Here is a 17686-nt window from a genome sequence, read left to right as displayed (position 1 = left end):
ATGAACAGTGAAAAAAAAACTCGCCAAAGTACGGTGGCTGATTTACAGCTGTGCTTTGGCGGTTTTTCTGCTAAAGGTTTGAAAGCGGAAAACCAAGATGCTTTCGCGGCCATTGTGCCTAAAAAACTTGAATTACGCGCTAAAGGCGCGGTTGCTGCCATTGCTGATGGGGTATCAAGCGCCAGTAAAGCCGCTGATGCCTCACAACTTGCCGTGACTCAATTTATTACAGAGTATCTTGCAACCCCACAAACATGGTCAACAGAAAAGTCTGCGGCTAAGGTATTAACTAGCTTAAATAACTGGTTGTATTCACAAAGTGGCTTTATTGATGATTTAGCCGATCCAAACGCCCCACAGTGGCTAACCACTTTTTCAGCCCTTATTGCTAAATCAACCACAGGTTATATCTTTCATGTTGGCGATACCCGCATAACAAAATATCGTCATCAACAATTAGAAGTTATTACCCGTGATCATAATCGCAAGCAAATTGGCCAACAGGATTTATTAACACGCGCATTAGGTGGCGATAATCGTTTAGAAGTTGATGTACACCAAATAGATTTACAGCCGCGTGATTTATACATGCTAAGTTGCGATGGCATTCATGATTATATGTCCAAAGCTGTTTTTAAAGCCCTGTTTGATTCATTGCCGTTAGCGCCAGAAAAGTCAGACTTAGAAGCGCTGGCAAAAAAAATTGTTGCAACCGCACTTGAGCGCGGTAGTGATGACAATGTCACTTGTTTACTGGTCTATATTGACGCAGTACCCAATCGTAAACTGGCGGAAATTGAACGTGATTTGAGCTCAAAAACCATCCCACCAGCATTAAAGGTTGGCCAGAAACTTGATGGCTACCTGGTTAAAAAAGTGATCCACGCCAGCATTCGCTCACATTTGTATTTAGTCATCGATATTAAAACAGATAAACCTTATGTGTTAAAAGCACCATCAGCTAATTTTTCAGACGACGCGCTTTATTTGCAAGGCTTTATGCGTGAAGCTTGGGTTGGTGAACGCATTAAGCACGCTAACGTTATGCGGGTGATACAAGGTAATCAAGACAGTCCTTTTTTGTACCATGTCTGTGAATATATTAAAGGGCAAACTTTAAGTGAGTGGTTACATGACAATCCTAAACCTAACATTGCACAAGTTCGTGATGTAATGAAACAAGTGATCAGCGCATTACGATCGTTTCAACGTTTAGATCTTGTTCATCGCGACTTAAAACCCGACAACATAATGATCGATGAATATGGTCAAATTAAATTGATTGATTACGGCACTGTATTTGTCGCTTCACTTGATGAAAACCAAGAAACCATCAAAGAAGAAGTACCGCAAGGCTCTTTAAATTATATTGCGCCTGAAACCTTATTACACATGCAAGCAGATAATCAAAGTGATCTATTTTCACTGGGGGTTATTTGTTATGAAATGCTGTCAGGCGAACTGCCTTACAAACCTATGCAACGTGCTGAAGTCACCATTAAGGCTTATAGCGATATGCAATATCGCAGCATTAAACAGTTTCGACCTGAACTGCCCTTGTGGTTAGATCTCAGCTTACAAAAAGCAACGGCGGCCGATCCGAGACTACGCTACCAAGCCTTTTCAGAATTCTTTACTGATTTAAGTAAACCCAGTTCATCTGCTGTTGAAGCATACAAAAAACAACCTTTGCTAGCGCGTAATCCTTTATTATTTTGGCAATCAGTATCCGCCTTGTTATTTATTGGCTTGATGATATCTTTGCTTAATTAATCAAGCGATGGACCTAGGTTGATTAATTAAGCTTCACACACCCGATAAATTGCTTTGATTTATAATGGCTAATATAATGGCTAAGGCTGGCTAAAAAATGCCTAAAGTGTAAACCGTCTCTTCTAACTTAGTATGATATAAGCGCGATACCTAAGCCTGTGCCATTTTCAGTGATCCGCGCTAGTACACAGTCACTTATCTTGTACGCCTACTTGCTGCACATCATAATCGCGTACACCATTACCGCACATTATTGGTGCGCTAACCTCTTCACCATAGTGCAAAAACGCTACTTCGACCCACCACCTAAACCCTATCTATTTGAATTTATTGATATAAATCAACTGGTTCGTTTATTGCAGATAACAAACCATTATCTAGTTCCGCTAGTGCAGCGGTAATTTAAAGAAGTAGGATTGTAATAAATGAACACACCAGCTCAAAAAATCGTCGTCGTTGGCAATGGCATGGTTGGCCATCACTTTGTTGATGAAATGGCGAAACATGCCGGCTATGAAATTACCGTATTATCAGCTGAAGACCGTTTAGCTTATGACCGTGTTCACTTATCAGAGTATTTTTCTGGAAAAACCGCTGATGACTTAGCCATGACAACGCCAGCATACTACAACGAAATCGGTGTTAAATTTTTCACCAACGCGAAAGTCACTCACATTGATAAAGCCGCGAAAGTGGTAACCACTGAAGCAGGCGAAACTTACGCTTACGACAAGTTAGTCATGGCAACGGGCTCATACCCTTTTGTTCCTCCTATTCCAGGTAAAGAGCGTGACCATTGCTTGGTTTATCGTACTATTCAAGATTTAGAAGACATTCAAGCGTCAGCTAAAGCTGGTAAAGTTGGTGTGGTTGTTGGTGGTGGTTTATTAGGTTTAGAAGCCGCTAACGCCCTTAAAGAACTGGGCCTGCAGACACACGTGGTTGAATTTGCGCCACAATTGATGGGTGTGCAATTAGACAAAGACGGCGGCGCTTTACTGCGTTCAATGATCGAAGGCATTGGCGTACAAGTACATACTCAAAAAGCCACCAGCGAAATTGTTGACGGCGAAGAATGCGTTCACCGGATGAATTTTGCTGACGGATCGCATTTAGAAACTGACGTTATCTTATTCTCAGCAGGTATTCGCCCCTATGATAACTTAGCCCGTGAATTTGATTTAGCGGTTGGCGAACGTGGCGGTATTGTGGTTGATAACTACTGTAAAACCTCTGACGAAAGCATTTACGCTATTGGCGAGTGTGCTTTATGGAATAACTTTATCTTCGGTTTAGTCGCGCCGGGTTACACCATGGCTAAGGTGACTGCCGATAACATTATTAACGGTGAGCAACAATTTACCGGTGCTGACATGAGCACTAAGTTGAAGTTAATGGGCATGGACGTAGGGTCAATTGGCGATGCCCATGCGCGTACTGAAGGTTGTAAAACCTATGTTTATTCAAATCAACCCGATCAAATTTATAAAAAAATAGTCGTCAGTGCCGATGGTAAAGAATTATTAGGCGCGGTGTTAGTCGGTGATACCAGCGAATACGATGCCTTATTGCAATACGCCCTCAATGGTATTGAGTTACCTGAAAACCCCGACGGTTTAATTTTACCCAGCTCAGGCGAAAAACCCACCTTAGGCGTTGATGCACTACCCGATACAGCCACCATATGTTCATGTTTGAATGTCACTAAAGGCGACATTATTGCCGCTCTTGATTGTGGTGCAATTGATGTTGGTGAAGTTAAGTCTTCAACAAAAGCCGGCAGCGGTTGTGGCGGTTGTGCGGCATTATTGAAAAAAGTAACAGATCACGAATTAGAAAAACGCGGTGTTGAAATTAGCACTGACCTTTGTGAACACTTTGCTTACAGCCGTGTTGAGTTATTTCACATTGTGCAAGCAGAACAAATTAAAACCTTTGACCTGTTAATAGAAAAACACGGTTCAGGTTTAGGCTGTGAAATTTGTAAGCCAGCAGCCGCGTCTATTCTCGCTTCGGTGTGGAACGATTACATATTAAAACCCGACCATGTATCACTGCAAGACACCAACGATGTCTTTCTAGGTAATATGCAAAAAGATGGTACTTATTCTGTCGTTCCCCGTATGCCAGGCGGTGAAGTAACCCCAGATAAGTTAATTGTTATTGGTGAAGTCGCTAAAGAATATAACCTCTATACCAAAGTAACTGGCGGCCAACGTATCGATTTATTCGGCGCACGTGTTGACCAATTACCGGCGATATGGAAACGCTTAATTGATGCGGGTATGGAAACAGGTCACGCCTACGGTAAATCGTTACGAACAGTTAAATCTTGTGTCGGCAGCACTTGGTGTCGTTACGGCCAACAAGACAGCATGGCAATGGCCATTTTCTTAGAAGATCGCTATAAAGGTTTACGTTCTCCTCATAAAATTAAGTTTGCGGTCTCAGGCTGTACACGCGAGTGTGCAGAAGCGCAAAGTAAAGACATTGGTATTATTGCTACTGAAAACGGCTGGAACTTGTACGTCAGTGGTAATGGCGGCATGAAGCCTCGCCATGGCGACTTATTCGCCATTGATTTAGATGATGAAACCTTAGTGAAATATATTGATCGATACTTAATGTTTTATGTCCGTACCGCGGATCGTTTAACCCGTACTTCTGTCTGGTTAGAGAACCTAGAAGGCGGTTTAGCCTACATGGAAAAAATAGTTAAAGACGATCACTTAGGAATTAATGCTGAATTAGAAAAACAAATGCAAAATGTCGTTGATACCTACCAATGTGAGTGGAAAACAACGATTGAAAGTGAAGAACAATTAAAACGTTTCCGTCAGTTTGTTAACTCTGACACCGTCGATAACAACATAGAATTCGTTACTGAGCGTGATCAAATTCGCCCCGCTCAAGGTGATGAGAAAAAATATGGCGTTCAAATTCAAGCCGTTGATTTAACACCTGCATAAACAAGCTTTACGAATAAGGAAAGAAAAAAATGATAACAGAAAATAGCTGGCAAACCATCTGCCCCACCAGTGATTTAATTAAAAATTCAGGTGTTTGTGCCTTATTAGCAAACGAAGAGCAAGTGGCTTTATTCCAAGTAGGTAACGACAAAATTTATGCGGTTTCTAACTTTGACCCCTTTGGTAAAGCCAACGTTTTATATCGCGGTTTAATTGGCGAAACTAAGGGCGAGGTTTACGTTGCTTCACCCTTATTAAAACAGCGTTTTGTTTTAAACTCTGGTGCCTGTTTAGATGATGACACCTTGGCAATTAAAACCTATGAAACACGGGTTACCGATGGCCAATTAGAAATATTTGGTTAAGGATTTTACCCTTTATTTTCATAAAAAATCCTAGCTAAGTTAACGATGCTGGGATTTTATTTTTACCATTCATTATTAAATTTAAGCGTAATATGACTCACTTAGCATGTGCCACAAAAAAGTCTGCATACGCTAAGATTAATTATCCCAATTCTACATACTACTGTGTTTAAAACAGTTCCATCCTGGAACAGGCTATTTTGGTGCATCTCTGCATCACGAACTCATAAAAACGAGTATAAAAAACTAAAGTACAAACCTAACCAATTGATATTAAATAAATTAAATTTATGGTATAAATTATGCTTAAATATTTTAAATATACTTAATTCTTGATTTTAATTTGAATAAATTGAAAAATAAAACCTTGTCTTTGCCTAATAAAAATACGATACATCAGGATGTTCCTTCAGGATTAAAAGTATTGCTTGCCGAAATAAACCATGCAAAAGCAAAGGTATTAATGAGCGTACTGATAAATGAGCAATATGATATCTATCATGTTGCTCATTCTGGCGTACCTTTATTAAGAGATGTTGAACAGCTAAACCCAGACGTTATCATTATTGATATAGAATCTCCAAACAGAGATATGCTTGAAAATCTCAATAAAATTTCTCAATTCGCCCCAAAACCTATCGTAGTTTTTTCAGAACAACAATGTGCCAATACTACCATTAATCAGATGGTCAAATCAGGGGTTAGTGCTTATGTTGTAGGGGAAGTTAACCAAACAAGAGTGAAATCAATTATTGATGTGGCTATTGCGAGATTTGAGCTTTTTCAGGGCCTAAAACAAGAACTTGCTGACACTAAACAAAAACTGTCTAGTCAGAAAAGCATCGATAAAGCTAAACGTTGGTTAATGGAAACAAAACAACTGTCTGAAATAGATGCGTATCACTTCATTCGCAAAATAGCGATGGATAACAGCCAGAAAATGGATGATGTTGCCAAAAACATCCTTGCTGTTGCTAGCATTTTTTAGATAATTAAAAAGCGTTTTAAAGCACTGTAGAGAATATCAATTATGTTTAATATTGAAAAAAAAAATATAACCCTTGGCTTTATGCCATTAACAGATAGTGCCCCCTTGGTCATTGCTCATGAAATGGGATTTTTCGAAAAATGGGGACTTAACGTAAACCTAACCAAACAAAATTCTTGGGCCACATTAAGAGATAAATTGCATAGCGAAGTTATTGACGCCGCCCAAATGTTAGCCCCTATGCCCATTGCCAGTAACTTAGGTTTACACGGACAAAAGTCAACCGTGATTGCCCCAATGATATTGAGTCGTAACGGTAATGGCATCACGTTATCGACTAAACTCTACCAAAAAATATTATTACAACACAATACCAATGAGATCAGTATGCCATTTTCGGCCAATATATTGAGACATGAAATAGATGAACGAAAAAAAGAAGGTAATAAATTAACCTTCGCTGTCGTTTTTCCTTATAGCTGTCATCATTATCAACTTGTTGAATGGCTAAAAAATAGTGATATCAATCCATCAGACATTAATTTATTAATTGTACCTCCTTCAAACATGGTGCCATCTATGCATTCAGGCGATCTTGATGGCTTTTGTGTCGGTAGTCCTTGGAATGCTAAAGCGGTTAGAGAAGGTGTTGGCATCACAGGTGTTACTTCTTCTGACTTATGGGAAGATTCACCTGAGAAGGTGCTTGGCTTAATGTCTGATTGGCAAGTTAAGCACCCAGAAACAACATTTGCCTTAGTATCTGCTTTATATGAAGCATGCCAATGGCTTGAAAATATTCCCAATCGCTTTGAAGCAGCGAGGTTCTTGAGTCGTGCAAAGTACTTAGACACACATATCGACGTAATTGCGCCTTCATTAATGGGCAGTTGCCTAACCCTTAACAATACATCACCACGTCAAGTAGAAAGCTATCAACAATTTTCGACATTAGGTGATCCCACATTCAATAGGCCAGCACATCATTACGGTGAAAACATTGCCAAATTAATGCAAGCGTGTGGGCACATAAACACACAACAAATAACGGATCTAGACATTGCTTCGATTTACAGGGAAGATATTTATCAAGCTGTAATATATAAGGATAAGTAGAGCCTTTACTAAAATAGACTATCTGCTTGTAGCTCTATATAGACACCAAAATAGTGCAAAAACTTCTCACTTTTGGAGCAAAGCATTTAATAAAAACCACATAAAATAAAGTAAGCCACTGATTTTAAATGTAATTAATAAATGGCACTAATTGTGCTTTATAGTTAATAGCGTTTTCATGTTAATTCAATCAACAGCGGTTGTTTTAACCATAAAGTGAAAATTGACTCAAAACTTATTTCGTTAAAACTAATCGCACTGCAACGACGTAGTCATTGTTAGTTTGGCATTGAAGCCCACAGTACTCGGATTGTATCTGAAGTACTGTGGGCTTTTTTATTTGGAGAAAGGTATTTTGAAAACAACTTTAAAAAATGAATGTAAAAAATTATGCCGTACTGTTATTGCAGGACTATGTATTTCTGGCTCCCTACTGACTTCGTCTTTACAAGCAGCAGAGCTAGGCTACCCAGAAAAAGAAGAACTTAAATTTGGCTTTATTAAATTAACTGATATGGCCCCTATCGCTATTGCTTATGAGAAAGGATTTTTTGAAGATGAAGGCTTATACGTCACGATTGAATCACAAGCTAACTGGAAAGTATTGCTTGATGGCGTTATAGATGGTCGATTAGACGGTGCTCACATGCTTGCTGGCCAACCCATTGCAGCAACTATTGGTTACGGGACTAAAGCTGAAATCATCACGCCTTTTTCAATGGACTTAAATGGCAATGCGATTACTGTCTCTAATGAAATTTGGAAGCAAATGAAGATCAATATTCCTAAGCAAGCCGATGGAAGACCTGTTCACCCTATTAAAGCTGATGCCTTAAAGCCTGTGGTAGAAAAGTATCTTGATGAAGGTAAACCTTTCAACATGGGTATGGTGTTTCCAGTGTCGACACATAACTACGAGTTACGCTATTGGTTAGCGGCTGGTGATATTCACCCAGGATTCTACGCCCCGCATAAAGGTGATACATCAGGAAAAATTGATGCACAAGTGCTGTTGTCAGTAACGCCACCACCACAAATGCCGGCCACAATGGAAGCCGGCACTATTTATGGTTATTGTGTAGGTGAACCTTGGAACCAACAAGCGGTATTTAAAGGTATTGGTGTACCGGTTGTTACCGATTATGAAATTTGGAAGAACAACCCAGAAAAAGTATTTGGTATTACTAAAGCCTTTGCTGAGCAATACCCAAATACCACCATTCGTTTAACACGCGCACTGATTCGTGCTGCTAAATGGTTAGACGACAACAATAATGCTAACCGTCCAGAAGCAGTGAAAATTTTATCTCAATCGAACTATGTTGGTGCTGATTACGACGTTATCGCAAACAGCATGACAGGGACTTTCGAGTACGAAAAAGGCGATGTGCGTTCAGTACCTGACTTCAACGTATTCTTTCGCTACAACGCCACTTACCCTTTTTACTCTGATGCTATTTGGTATTTAACACAAATGCGTCGTTGGGGACAAATTAGCGATGACAAACCTGATAGTTGGTACAAAGATATTGCCGCAAAAGTTTATCGTCCTGATATTTACATGGCTGCAGCGCAATCATTAGTTGATGACAAATTATTGTCTAAAAGCGACTTTTCAGACTTAGTCGGTGAAGACGGTTTCCGTGCTCCTCAAAAACACTTTATTGACAACATTGTTTATGACGGTACTCAACCAAACGCCTATATCAACAAGTTTAAAATTGGTCTAAAAGCCGGTGACAAACTTTAGATCCTTGTCATATTTTAGCCAGCACTTTAATAAGTAGTAATGCGCTGCACATTAACCGGCAGCGCATAAAGGAGAACAAAAATGACTGCTGTAATTAGTAAAAAAATATTAGGTATTGTGCCAATGAGTAATAACAAAATGATCAGGTCCTTTATTTCAGAAAAGGCACAAGCGTTGATATTACCTATGGCCGGTATCTTCTGTTTTATGCTGCTATGGTCGTTAACGGCTAATAGCATTGATACTTCACTTGGTAAGTTCCCAGGACCCAGTGCAGTGGCGACTCAAGTGGTTAATTTAATTGATGAACATAATGCTGAGCGCGACAAAGCAGACGCTTTTTATATTCGCCAAGACGAACGAAATAAAGTGCGCATGGCAAAAGATCCAAGTTATCAAGCTAAAATACGAATTTATACCGGTAAAGAAACATTTTTAGACCAAATATTCACCAGTTTAGTGACTGTAATAAGTGGCTTCTTAGTGGCTGCTGTTATTGCTATTCCATTAGGTATTGCCATTGGTTTAAGTAAAACTTTAAACACGGCAATTAACCCCATAATACAAATTTTTAAACCTGTATCTCCTTTGGCTTGGTTACCCATAGTAACCATGGTGGTCAGTGCGCTTTATGTATCTCCTGACCCTATGTTTGCTAAATCATTTATCACTTCATTAATCACGGTCACCTTATGTAGCCTTTGGCCTATGGTTATCAACACCTCTTTTGGTGTGGTTTCAATGAATCAAGACTGGGTGAATGTCAGTAAAGTATTAAGCCTACCTAAGCACGTACATATTCAAAAGATTGTTCTACCCGCCTCAATTCCTGCCATTTTTACGGGCATGAGAATGTCATTAGGCATTGCTTGGATGGTACTTATTGCGGCTGAAATGCTGTCACAAAGTCCAGGATTAGGGAAATTCGTTTGGGATGAATTCCAGAACGGCAGCTCACAATCTCTTAGCCGTATTATGACGGCAGTATTAACGATTGGTCTTATTGGCTACCTGCTTGATAGAACCATGCTGCAACTTCAAAGAATATTGTCTTGGGACAAATCAAGCGCACAACTTTAGCCAATATAGGATTAAGGAAATCACATGAGCATTATTTTAGACATCAGCAAAGTAGATATGGTATTTCCAACTCCTAAAGGCGACTTTACCGCGTTAAAGGGTGTTGATTTACAGATCAAAAAAGGTGAATTCATTTCACTTATTGGCCATTCGGGTTGTGGTAAGTCAACCGTATTAAATATTGTTGCCTGTTTACACAAAGCAACATTGGGTGGCGTGTTATTAAATAACAAAGAAGTAACAGAGCCAGGTCCTGAACGTGCAGTTGTTTTTCAAAACCATTCATTGTTGCCTTGGTTAAGCGCCTATCAAAATATTGAGTTAGCGGTAAAACAAGTCTTCAAAAATAAAATGTCTTCAGGCGAGATGAAAGAATGGATCGAGCATAACTTACGTTTAGTTCATATGGATCATGCAAAAGACAAGCGTCCTGATGAAATTTCAGGCGGTATGAAACAACGTATTGGTATTGCCAGAGCCTTAGCAATGAAACCAGAAGTACTTTTGATGGATGAACCTTTTGGTGCACTCGACGCTTTAACGCGAGCTCATATGCAAGACTCATTAATGGAAATTCAGCAAAAGCTTAACAACACCGTCATCATGATCACCCATGACGTAGATGAAGCTGTTTTATTATCAGATCGTATTGTCATGATGACCAACGGGCCAGCCGCGACAATAGGCGAAATATTAGACGTCAACTTACCTCATCCAAGAAACCGTTTAGCGCTAGCAGAAGATGTTGAATATAACCGCTTGCGCTCAGCTGTTTTAACTTTTTTGTATGAAAAACAAAGAAAAGTTGAAGTTATTCCCACAGCTGAATCAACCAAAAAAACTGAAAAAGCTGAAGTAAAACAAAACACGTCCAGTGTTGCTTAATACATTTGGCTAAATTAAAAAATTATAAAACTTATTTAAAAAAACTTTAAGGGATAAACCATGCAAACCGTTCATAAACTTTCAAAAATTACTGCACTGATTTTGTTAGCAAGTGCAAGTGCTTCAGCAACCGCAAATAGCGAGACTAAAGCTAAAGCCAGTATAGATTTAAACTTGCGATATGAAACAGTTGATCAAGACAATGCCAAAAAAGATGCCTCAGCGTTAACGCTAAGAACTCGTCTAAATTACACCAGTGCTAGCTACAATGATTTTACCGCTGTTATTGAATTTGAAGACTCACGCCAAGTAGCGGGTGTTAACAAGTATAACGATGCCGTGGGTAATAATACTGAATATGCTGTTATTGCCGATCCAGAAACGACTGAATTAGACCAAGCTTATGTGCAATATAAAAAAGATGGCGTCACTGCTAAAGTCGGTCGCCAAGTACTGACCTTAGATAATCATCGTTATGTTGGGCATGTGGGATGGCGTCAAGATAGACAAACATTTGATGCAGCGACCGTAACTTATGCAGCCTTAGACAATGTAGAAATGAGCTATAGCTACATTAATAAACGTAATCGTATTTTTTCCAATGAAAAAGATTTTGATGCAAAAGATCATTTACTTAACCTCGCCTACAAAACGAGTTATGGCAAACTAACCGCTTACAGCTATCTCTTAGAAGTTGATGAAGGAACAGCGAATAGCTTAGATACTTTCGGGGTGAGTTTTAACGGTAAAAAAGACAAGTTTTCATATTCAGCCGAATTTGCTACTCAAGATTCAGAAAGTGGTGCTACTGACTATTCTGCAAGTTATATGGCTATTCAAGGTGGCTACAGCTTTGATGTGGTAACCCTTAAATTAGGTGCAGAAGTTCTGGGCAGTGATGATTCAATGTATGGATTTTCAACACCACTGGCAACACTGCATAAATTCAATGGTTGGGCAGATCAGTTTTTAGGCACACCAAAAGAAGGCTTGGTGGATATTTATGCCTCTGTGTCAGGTAAAGCATTCGGCGGCGGTTGGACAGTCACAATTCATGATTATTCTGCTGATGAAGCAACCGATACCGTTGATGATTTAGGTAGCGAAATTAATGCCGTTTACGCGAAAAAATTCGCTAAGAATTATAAAGCAGGCTTAAAGTATGCGGCTTACTCAGCAGGCGATGCTACTGCAGGTAAAGTGGATACGGATAAAATCTGGCTTTGGGTAAGTGCAAAATTTTAGCTCACCAAACACACTTATAATGATAACGCTCAACAGGTTTGTTAAGCGTTATCACAAATTGTAAACCCATATCACTATTGCAGCAGGTAAATAAAATTAGCTCAAGTAACCAACAAATCATAGAGAAAAAAAAAGTTGTCGTGGTCGGTAACGGCATGGTGGGTCACCATTTTGTTGAGCAATTGGCTCAATTGAACACAGCTGACCAAGCCATTGAGATAACTGTTTTATCAGCAGAGCCTCGCCTTGCTTATGACCGTGTTCACCTTTCAACATACTTTAGCGGTAAAACAGCGGCAGATCTGGCCATGGCTGACGAAAAAATTTACCAAGATTGGGCGGTAAATTTTCAAACTAATGCCAAAGTTGTTGATATCGATCGCAGCAATAAACATGTTGTCACGCAAAGCGGCCAAGTTATCGCTTATGACAAACTCATCTTAGCCACTGGCTCTTATCCTTTTGTACCTCCTATTCCAGGAAAAGACCGCGAGCATTGTTTGGTTTATCGCACCCTAGATGACTTAGACGCTATTCAAGCTAGTGCCAATGTCAGTAAAGTGGGGGTGGTTATCGGCGGTGGCTTACTTGGCCTTGAAGCCGCAAATGCCTTAAGCCACTTAGGTTTAAAAACCCATGTAGTTGAGTTTGGGCCACAATTAATGGGCGTGCAAATTGATGCTGGTGGCGGTCGCTTATTAAAAGAAAAAATTGAAGCTTTGGGTGTCGTGGTACATACATCAAAAGCCACTAGCGTGATTGAAGACGGCGAAACCTGTCGTTATAAACTGTGTTTTAGTGATGACACCGTACTAGAAACCGACCTAATTTTATTCTCCGCAGGTATTCGCCCTTATGACAATCTAGCCAAATCATTCTCGCTTAAAATGGGTGAACGAGGCGGTATAGTAATTAATAACCAATGCCAAACCTCAGATGAAAATATCTATGCCATTGGTGAATGTGCCCTTTGGAACAACTTTATTTTTGGTTTAGTGGCACCGGGTTACCAGATGGCTAAAGTGGCCGCAAAACATATTATGGGTGAACAAGCCTTGTTTACCGGTGCCGATATGAGTACTAAATTAAAACTCATGGGTGTTGAAGTAGGCTCAATAGGTGATGCACACGCAAAAACCCCGGGGGCAATAACCTATACCTATCAAAATCAACCGGCCGGTGTATACAAGAAAATAGTGCTCTCGAGTGACAAAAGAAAAATGCTCGGCGCGGTGTTAATTGGTGATAGCAGTGAATACGACTCGTTATTACAATACCTGCTTAATGCCATAGATTTACCTGCATCACCCGAAGCGCTAATATTGCCTTCATCAGGAGAAAAACCGACATTAGATGTTACGGCATTACCTGATACCGCCATTATTTGTTCATGTCATCAGGTCACAAAAGGCCATATTATCAGCTCAATCGCTCAAGGGGCTTGTTCCCTAGATGATATTAAAATCTGTACTAAAGCCAGTAGCGGATGTGGTGGTTGTAGCGCTTTATTGAAAAGTCTGGCTGAGGCAGAATTTGAAAGCCGTGCTGTGAAAGTTAAACAAGATATTTGTCTGAGTGTCATCGAATAAAATTCGAACATAAACAAATAAACAAATAAACAAATAAACAAATAAACAAAACTAGCAAAACATCCCATATCAAGCGGGCTGTATATCATTCTCTGTTTTAAAGGTAAATTTTATGAGTTGTTCTCAATCGTCACATATTGTTCAATCAACTTGCGCATACTGTGGTGTCGGCTGCGGTATTGATATCACAGTTAAAAATGGCAAGGCCTCTGGATTAGAGGGCACAATGGAGCACCCCGCCAATTTTGGACAACTGTGCGTAAAAGGCAGCAATTTATTAGCCACCACAGATTTAACCAACCGCCTGCTTGAACCACAAATAAATAACCAAACAGTTGATTGGTCAACGGCGACAAGCCATGTGGCGGATAAATTTGCACAAATTATTAAAGAGCATGGCCCTGATGCGGTCGCTTTTTATGTCTCAGGACAAATTCTGACTGAAGATTATTATCTGGCGAATAAATTAATGAAAGGCTATATAGGCTCAGCCAACATTGATACCAACTCACGCCTTTGTATGTCGTCAGCTGTTGCCGCTTATAAACGCAGTTTTGGTGAAGATGTTGTGCCTTGCAGCTATGATGATTTAGACAGTACTGAGCTGTTATTAATTACTGGCTCTAATGCCGCTTGGACCCACCCCGTACTATATCAGCGTATTGAACGCGCTAAAAAACGTAATCCAGCCATGAAAGTTGTGGTTATTGACCCACGTAAAACCGCAACCTGTCAAATAGCTGATTATTTTTTACCAATAAAACCAGGCACTGACGCCGCATTTTTTAACGGTCTGTTAAATTACTTAAGCGCTAACAATGGCTTAAATAATGACTATATTGAGCAACATACCCAAGGTTTTGACGCCGCACTCTTGGCGGCAAAAAAATGGTCACTCGCTGAAGTATCAGCCTATTGCGATCTTGACCAACAAACCCTTGCCAGTGTCTATCAATTATTTGCCGACACTGAAAAAGTACTGAGCTTTTATTCAATGGGCATCAACCAGTCAAACTCAGGCACGGATAAGTGCCAAAGCATTATTAATTGTCACTTAGCCACCGGAAAAATAGCTAAAGACGGTTGTGGGCCTTTTTCTATCACAGGCCAACCCAACGCTATGGGCGGTAGAGAAGTCGGCGGTTTGTCTAATCAATTAGCCGCTCATATGGATATTGAAAACCCTGAGCACCGCTCAACAGTACAGCGCTTTTGGCAATCGCCCACTATCGCTGATAAAGCCGGCTATAAAGCCATTGATCTGTTTGACGCTATGGACGAAGGTAAAATTAAAGCGGTCTGGATAATGGCGACTAATCCCATGGTAAGTTTACCCGATGGTAAAAAAGTCGCCCGGGCCTTGAATAAGTGTGAGTTTGTCGTGGTCTCAGACTGTGCTGAAAATAATGATACCTTAGACTTTGCTGATGTAAAACTACCCGCAACGCCATGGTTAGAAAAGAACGGTACAGTAACCAACTCAGAGCGCCGCATCTCACGTCAAACTAATGCGATAGCCCCTAATGGCCAAGCCAAACATGACTGGAAAATTATTGCAGAAGTTGCCACCGCCATGGGTTTTTCAGGCTTTAATTATTCGCATGCTAGTGAGGTTTTTCGAGAGTTTGCTCAATTGTCAGGTTTTGAAAATAATGGCGCACGTGTCTTTGATATTTCTGCATTTTCAACCATTACGCCAAGACAATATGACCGTTTAAAACCGGTACAATGGCCCGTGAATAACAGCTACCCTGAAGGTAAAAAACGCGTCTTTGAAGATGGACAATTTTCTACACCTTCAGGTAAAGCACTCTTTTTTCCGATTTCGCCGCGCCAGCCAAGACAAAAAACCTCGGAAAAATTTCCCTTTCGATTAAACAGCGGTCGGTTAAGAGATCAATGGCACACCATGAGCCGCACAGGTAAAGCGTCGCAACTTACCGCGCATACCGATAAATGTTATCTCTATATCAATCCTGTCGATGCTGCACGGTTAAAGATAGTTGATGATGAAATAGTCAATATCTCATCCGACACAGGGCAAGCAAGTGTACATGCGAAACTAGATAAAAATCAACGCCCTAATGAATGCTTCATGCCTATTCATTGGAATAAGCAGTTTGCTTCTAGCGCCAATGTCAGCAACTTGTATGCGAGCATTGCCGACCCACTTTCTGGTCAACCTGAACTTAAACACGGGGCTATCGCTTTAAGCAAGACAGCATTCCAGCAATTTGGACAACTGCATATTAGCGAAGATTTTATTGCTCAAACTGAAATAACTAACGAATTTTGGACCAAGGCTCGCACAAGTTATGGCATGAGTTTTCAATTTGCTAATACGCAGCCTGAAACAGATATTTTGCATTGGTGTCAAACAAGTAGTCAAATATCGGGCGAATGGCGACAATTTAGTCAAGGAGATACCCAGTACGTTGTTTGTTTACAAGCAGGAAAATTAGCCTTTTTATGTTATAGCTCGGCCACTAATCCGAGCATTGAAAACGCTTGGCTTCAGCATGTTTTCAGTCAAAAAATCTTACTAGAGCAGGATATTCAGTCTCTATTATCGGGCACTTCCAGTGATGAATTCGCTCAAGGTAAACAAATTTGTAGTTGTTTTAATGTCGGTGAAAAAGACATCATTAGTGCTATTAAAAAGGGCTGTAATTCAGTTGAACAACTAGGTAATAACTTAAAATGTGGTACTAATTGTGGTTCCTGCAAACCAGAGCTCAGTGTTTTACTTGATGAATACAGCATAAATTCCACAGAAATAATTAACACCACTTTTATAGCAGAGCTCGCATAATTTTCCCATCATCATTTTAATGTCAGCACTGAAATGATGATGGCTCTGGCGAGTAAATCTTACCTTCAAAATCACTGCATGGGTATAACATGACATTTTAGCTATTTTTAGCTAAAATGCCGGTAGACTTAAATAAACTGGCTATGGTCAGTTGCACCTTAAAATGAAATATAATGTCAACTCAAACACCCGCTAAACGTCCTAATACCTTTTTAGAGATTATTTTTAATATTGCTATTCCGTCGGTTATTTTAATGAAATTATCGGGGGATGAATATTTAGGCACTGTATATGCCTTAATATTGGCGTTATTATTTCCACTCGGTTATGGCTTGTATGATTTTATTAAAAACAAGTCCATGAACTTCATTGCCTTACTTGGCTTTATAAGCACCTTATTAACCGGGGGTATTGGTTTATTTGAGTTAGATGTGCAATGGCTAGCCATTAAAGAAGCCGCCATTCCCTCAGCCATTGGTTTAGTGGTACTCATTTCTGGCTTTTGGGGCAAACCCTTAATTGCCAAAATATTATTAAATCCGCTGGTGTTTAACTTAGAGTTAATCTATCAAACCCTCGAAAATAAAAATAAAACTGATGAGTTTAAAGCCAAAATTCAGCGGGCAAATCACTTTTTATCCACCACCTTTGTTTTTTCTGCTGCCATGAATTACTTATTAGCGAAATGGATTGTCGTTAGCCCTGCAGGTACTACGGAGTTTAACGAGCAATTAGGTGAGATGACCCTATTAAGTTATCCAGTGATTGCGATACCTTCGATGATCATGCTAATTGCGATTATGTTTTATGTGGTCAGAAGTACCATGAAGTTAACGGATTTAAAATTAGACAATATATTGAACAGTGAAAAATAACGCTATTTAGTTTACCTTTACCCCTGTAAGACTTAGTTACTATCGGTTTTAAAGGTATGCTTAGCTAGGTATAAAAAATCCTTACCAGAAGAGCTTACATTAGTTGTGTAAGCTCTTTTTTTATCTGCTTATTATGCTCTTTGTAGACTTAAGAATAGATTTAACTCGCGTTAAAATCCCATAAAAAAACCACAGCCAGTTGCCTGGATGTGGTTTTTATTTACCCTAACATATTGTTA

11 protein-coding genes and 1 pseudogene are annotated in these 17686 nt (G+C 39.8%); all 12 read left to right on the top strand.

Annotation, left to right across the window (positions count from 1 at the left end; translation table 11 throughout):
• Positions 1 to 1773: a bifunctional protein-serine/threonine kinase/phosphatase gene (locus H4J59_RS08945; RefSeq protein WP_182238661.1), complete on the top strand. Its 1773-nt coding sequence runs from the start codon at positions 1 to 3 to the stop codon at positions 1771 to 1773.
• 425 nt (positions 1774 to 2198) lie between these two features.
• Positions 2199 to 4742, top strand: a complete 2544-nt coding sequence (nirB, locus tag H4J59_RS08940) for a nitrite reductase large subunit NirB (protein WP_182238659.1) — start codon at positions 2199 to 2201, stop codon at positions 4740 to 4742.
• 29 nt (positions 4743 to 4771) lie between these two features.
• A complete protein-coding gene (nirD, locus tag H4J59_RS08935; protein ID WP_182134985.1) occupies positions 4772 to 5107 on the top strand; it encodes a nitrite reductase small subunit NirD in 336 nt (111 codons plus the stop codon).
• Between the two features lie 343 nt (positions 5108 to 5450).
• Entirely contained in the window at positions 5451 to 6095 is a 645-nt protein-coding gene (locus tag H4J59_RS08930; protein ID WP_220469773.1) for an ANTAR domain-containing response regulator, read from the top strand.
• A 42-nt stretch (positions 6096 to 6137) separates the two neighbouring features.
• Entirely contained in the window at positions 6138 to 7211 is a 1074-nt protein-coding gene (locus H4J59_RS08925; RefSeq protein WP_182238657.1) for a CmpA/NrtA family ABC transporter substrate-binding protein, read from the top strand.
• 403 nt (positions 7212 to 7614) lie between these two features.
• Positions 7615 to 8961 (top strand): CmpA/NrtA family ABC transporter substrate-binding protein, encoded by a 1347-nt coding sequence (locus H4J59_RS08920; RefSeq protein WP_182238682.1) that lies wholly within the window; start codon positions 7615 to 7617, stop codon positions 8959 to 8961.
• Between the two features lie 123 nt (positions 8962 to 9084).
• On the top strand, positions 9085 to 10041 hold the full coding sequence (locus H4J59_RS08915; RefSeq protein WP_259369456.1) for an ABC transporter permease: 957 nt from the start codon (positions 9085 to 9087) through the stop codon (positions 10039 to 10041).
• Positions 10042 to 10065: 24 nt separating this feature from the next.
• Complete coding sequence (locus tag H4J59_RS08910; protein ID WP_182238653.1) at positions 10066 to 10926, top strand: ABC transporter ATP-binding protein; 861 nt, start codon at positions 10066 to 10068, stop codon at positions 10924 to 10926.
• Positions 10927 to 10986: 60 nt separating this feature from the next.
• The gene (locus H4J59_RS08905) at positions 10987 to 12171 is read left to right on the top strand and encodes an alginate export family protein (RefSeq protein ID WP_182238651.1); all 1185 of its coding nucleotides are present in this window, start codon (positions 10987 to 10989) and stop codon (positions 12169 to 12171) included.
• Between the two features lie 116 nt (positions 12172 to 12287).
• A pseudogene (gene nirB, locus H4J59_RS08900) lies at positions 12288 to 13742 on the top strand (nitrite reductase large subunit NirB); the annotation flags it as partial.
• 130 nt (positions 13743 to 13872) lie between these two features.
• Positions 13873 to 16572, top strand: a complete 2700-nt coding sequence (locus H4J59_RS08895) for a nitrate reductase (RefSeq protein ID WP_182238649.1) — start codon at positions 13873 to 13875, stop codon at positions 16570 to 16572.
• A 173-nt stretch (positions 16573 to 16745) separates the two neighbouring features.
• Positions 16746 to 17447 (top strand): VC0807 family protein, encoded by a 702-nt coding sequence (locus H4J59_RS08890; RefSeq protein WP_182134977.1) that lies wholly within the window; start codon positions 16746 to 16748, stop codon positions 17445 to 17447.
• Positions 17448 to 17686: the final 239 nt, after the last annotated feature.

Origin of the sequence: Colwellia sp. MB02u-10, assembly GCF_014077185.1 — a bacterium.
GTDB lineage: Bacteria > Pseudomonadota > Gammaproteobacteria > Enterobacterales > Alteromonadaceae > Cognaticolwellia.
This window is presented reverse-complemented; position numbering and strand designations above follow the sequence as displayed.

Coding starts and splice junctions, on each gene's coding strand:
- H4J59_RS08945 (WP_182238661.1), top strand. CDS start 1: ATGAACAGTGAAAAAAAAACTCGCCAAAGTACGGTGGCTGATTTACAG.
- nirB (WP_182238659.1), top strand. CDS start 2,199: ATGAACACACCAGCTCAAAAAATCGTCGTCGTTGGCAATGGCATGGTT.
- nirD (WP_182134985.1), top strand. CDS start 4,772: ATGATAACAGAAAATAGCTGGCAAACCATCTGCCCCACCAGTGATTTA.
- H4J59_RS08925 (WP_182238657.1), top strand. CDS start 6,138: ATGTTTAATATTGAAAAAAAAAATATAACCCTTGGCTTTATGCCATTA.
- H4J59_RS08915 (WP_259369456.1), top strand. CDS start 9,085: ATGAGTAATAACAAAATGATCAGGTCCTTTATTTCAGAAAAGGCACAA.
- H4J59_RS08910 (WP_182238653.1), top strand. CDS start 10,066: ATGAGCATTATTTTAGACATCAGCAAAGTAGATATGGTATTTCCAACT.
- H4J59_RS08905 (WP_182238651.1), top strand. CDS start 10,987: ATGCAAACCGTTCATAAACTTTCAAAAATTACTGCACTGATTTTGTTA.
- H4J59_RS08895 (WP_182238649.1), top strand. CDS start 13,873: ATGAGTTGTTCTCAATCGTCACATATTGTTCAATCAACTTGCGCATAC.
- H4J59_RS08890 (WP_182134977.1), top strand. CDS start 16,746: ATGTCAACTCAAACACCCGCTAAACGTCCTAATACCTTTTTAGAGATT.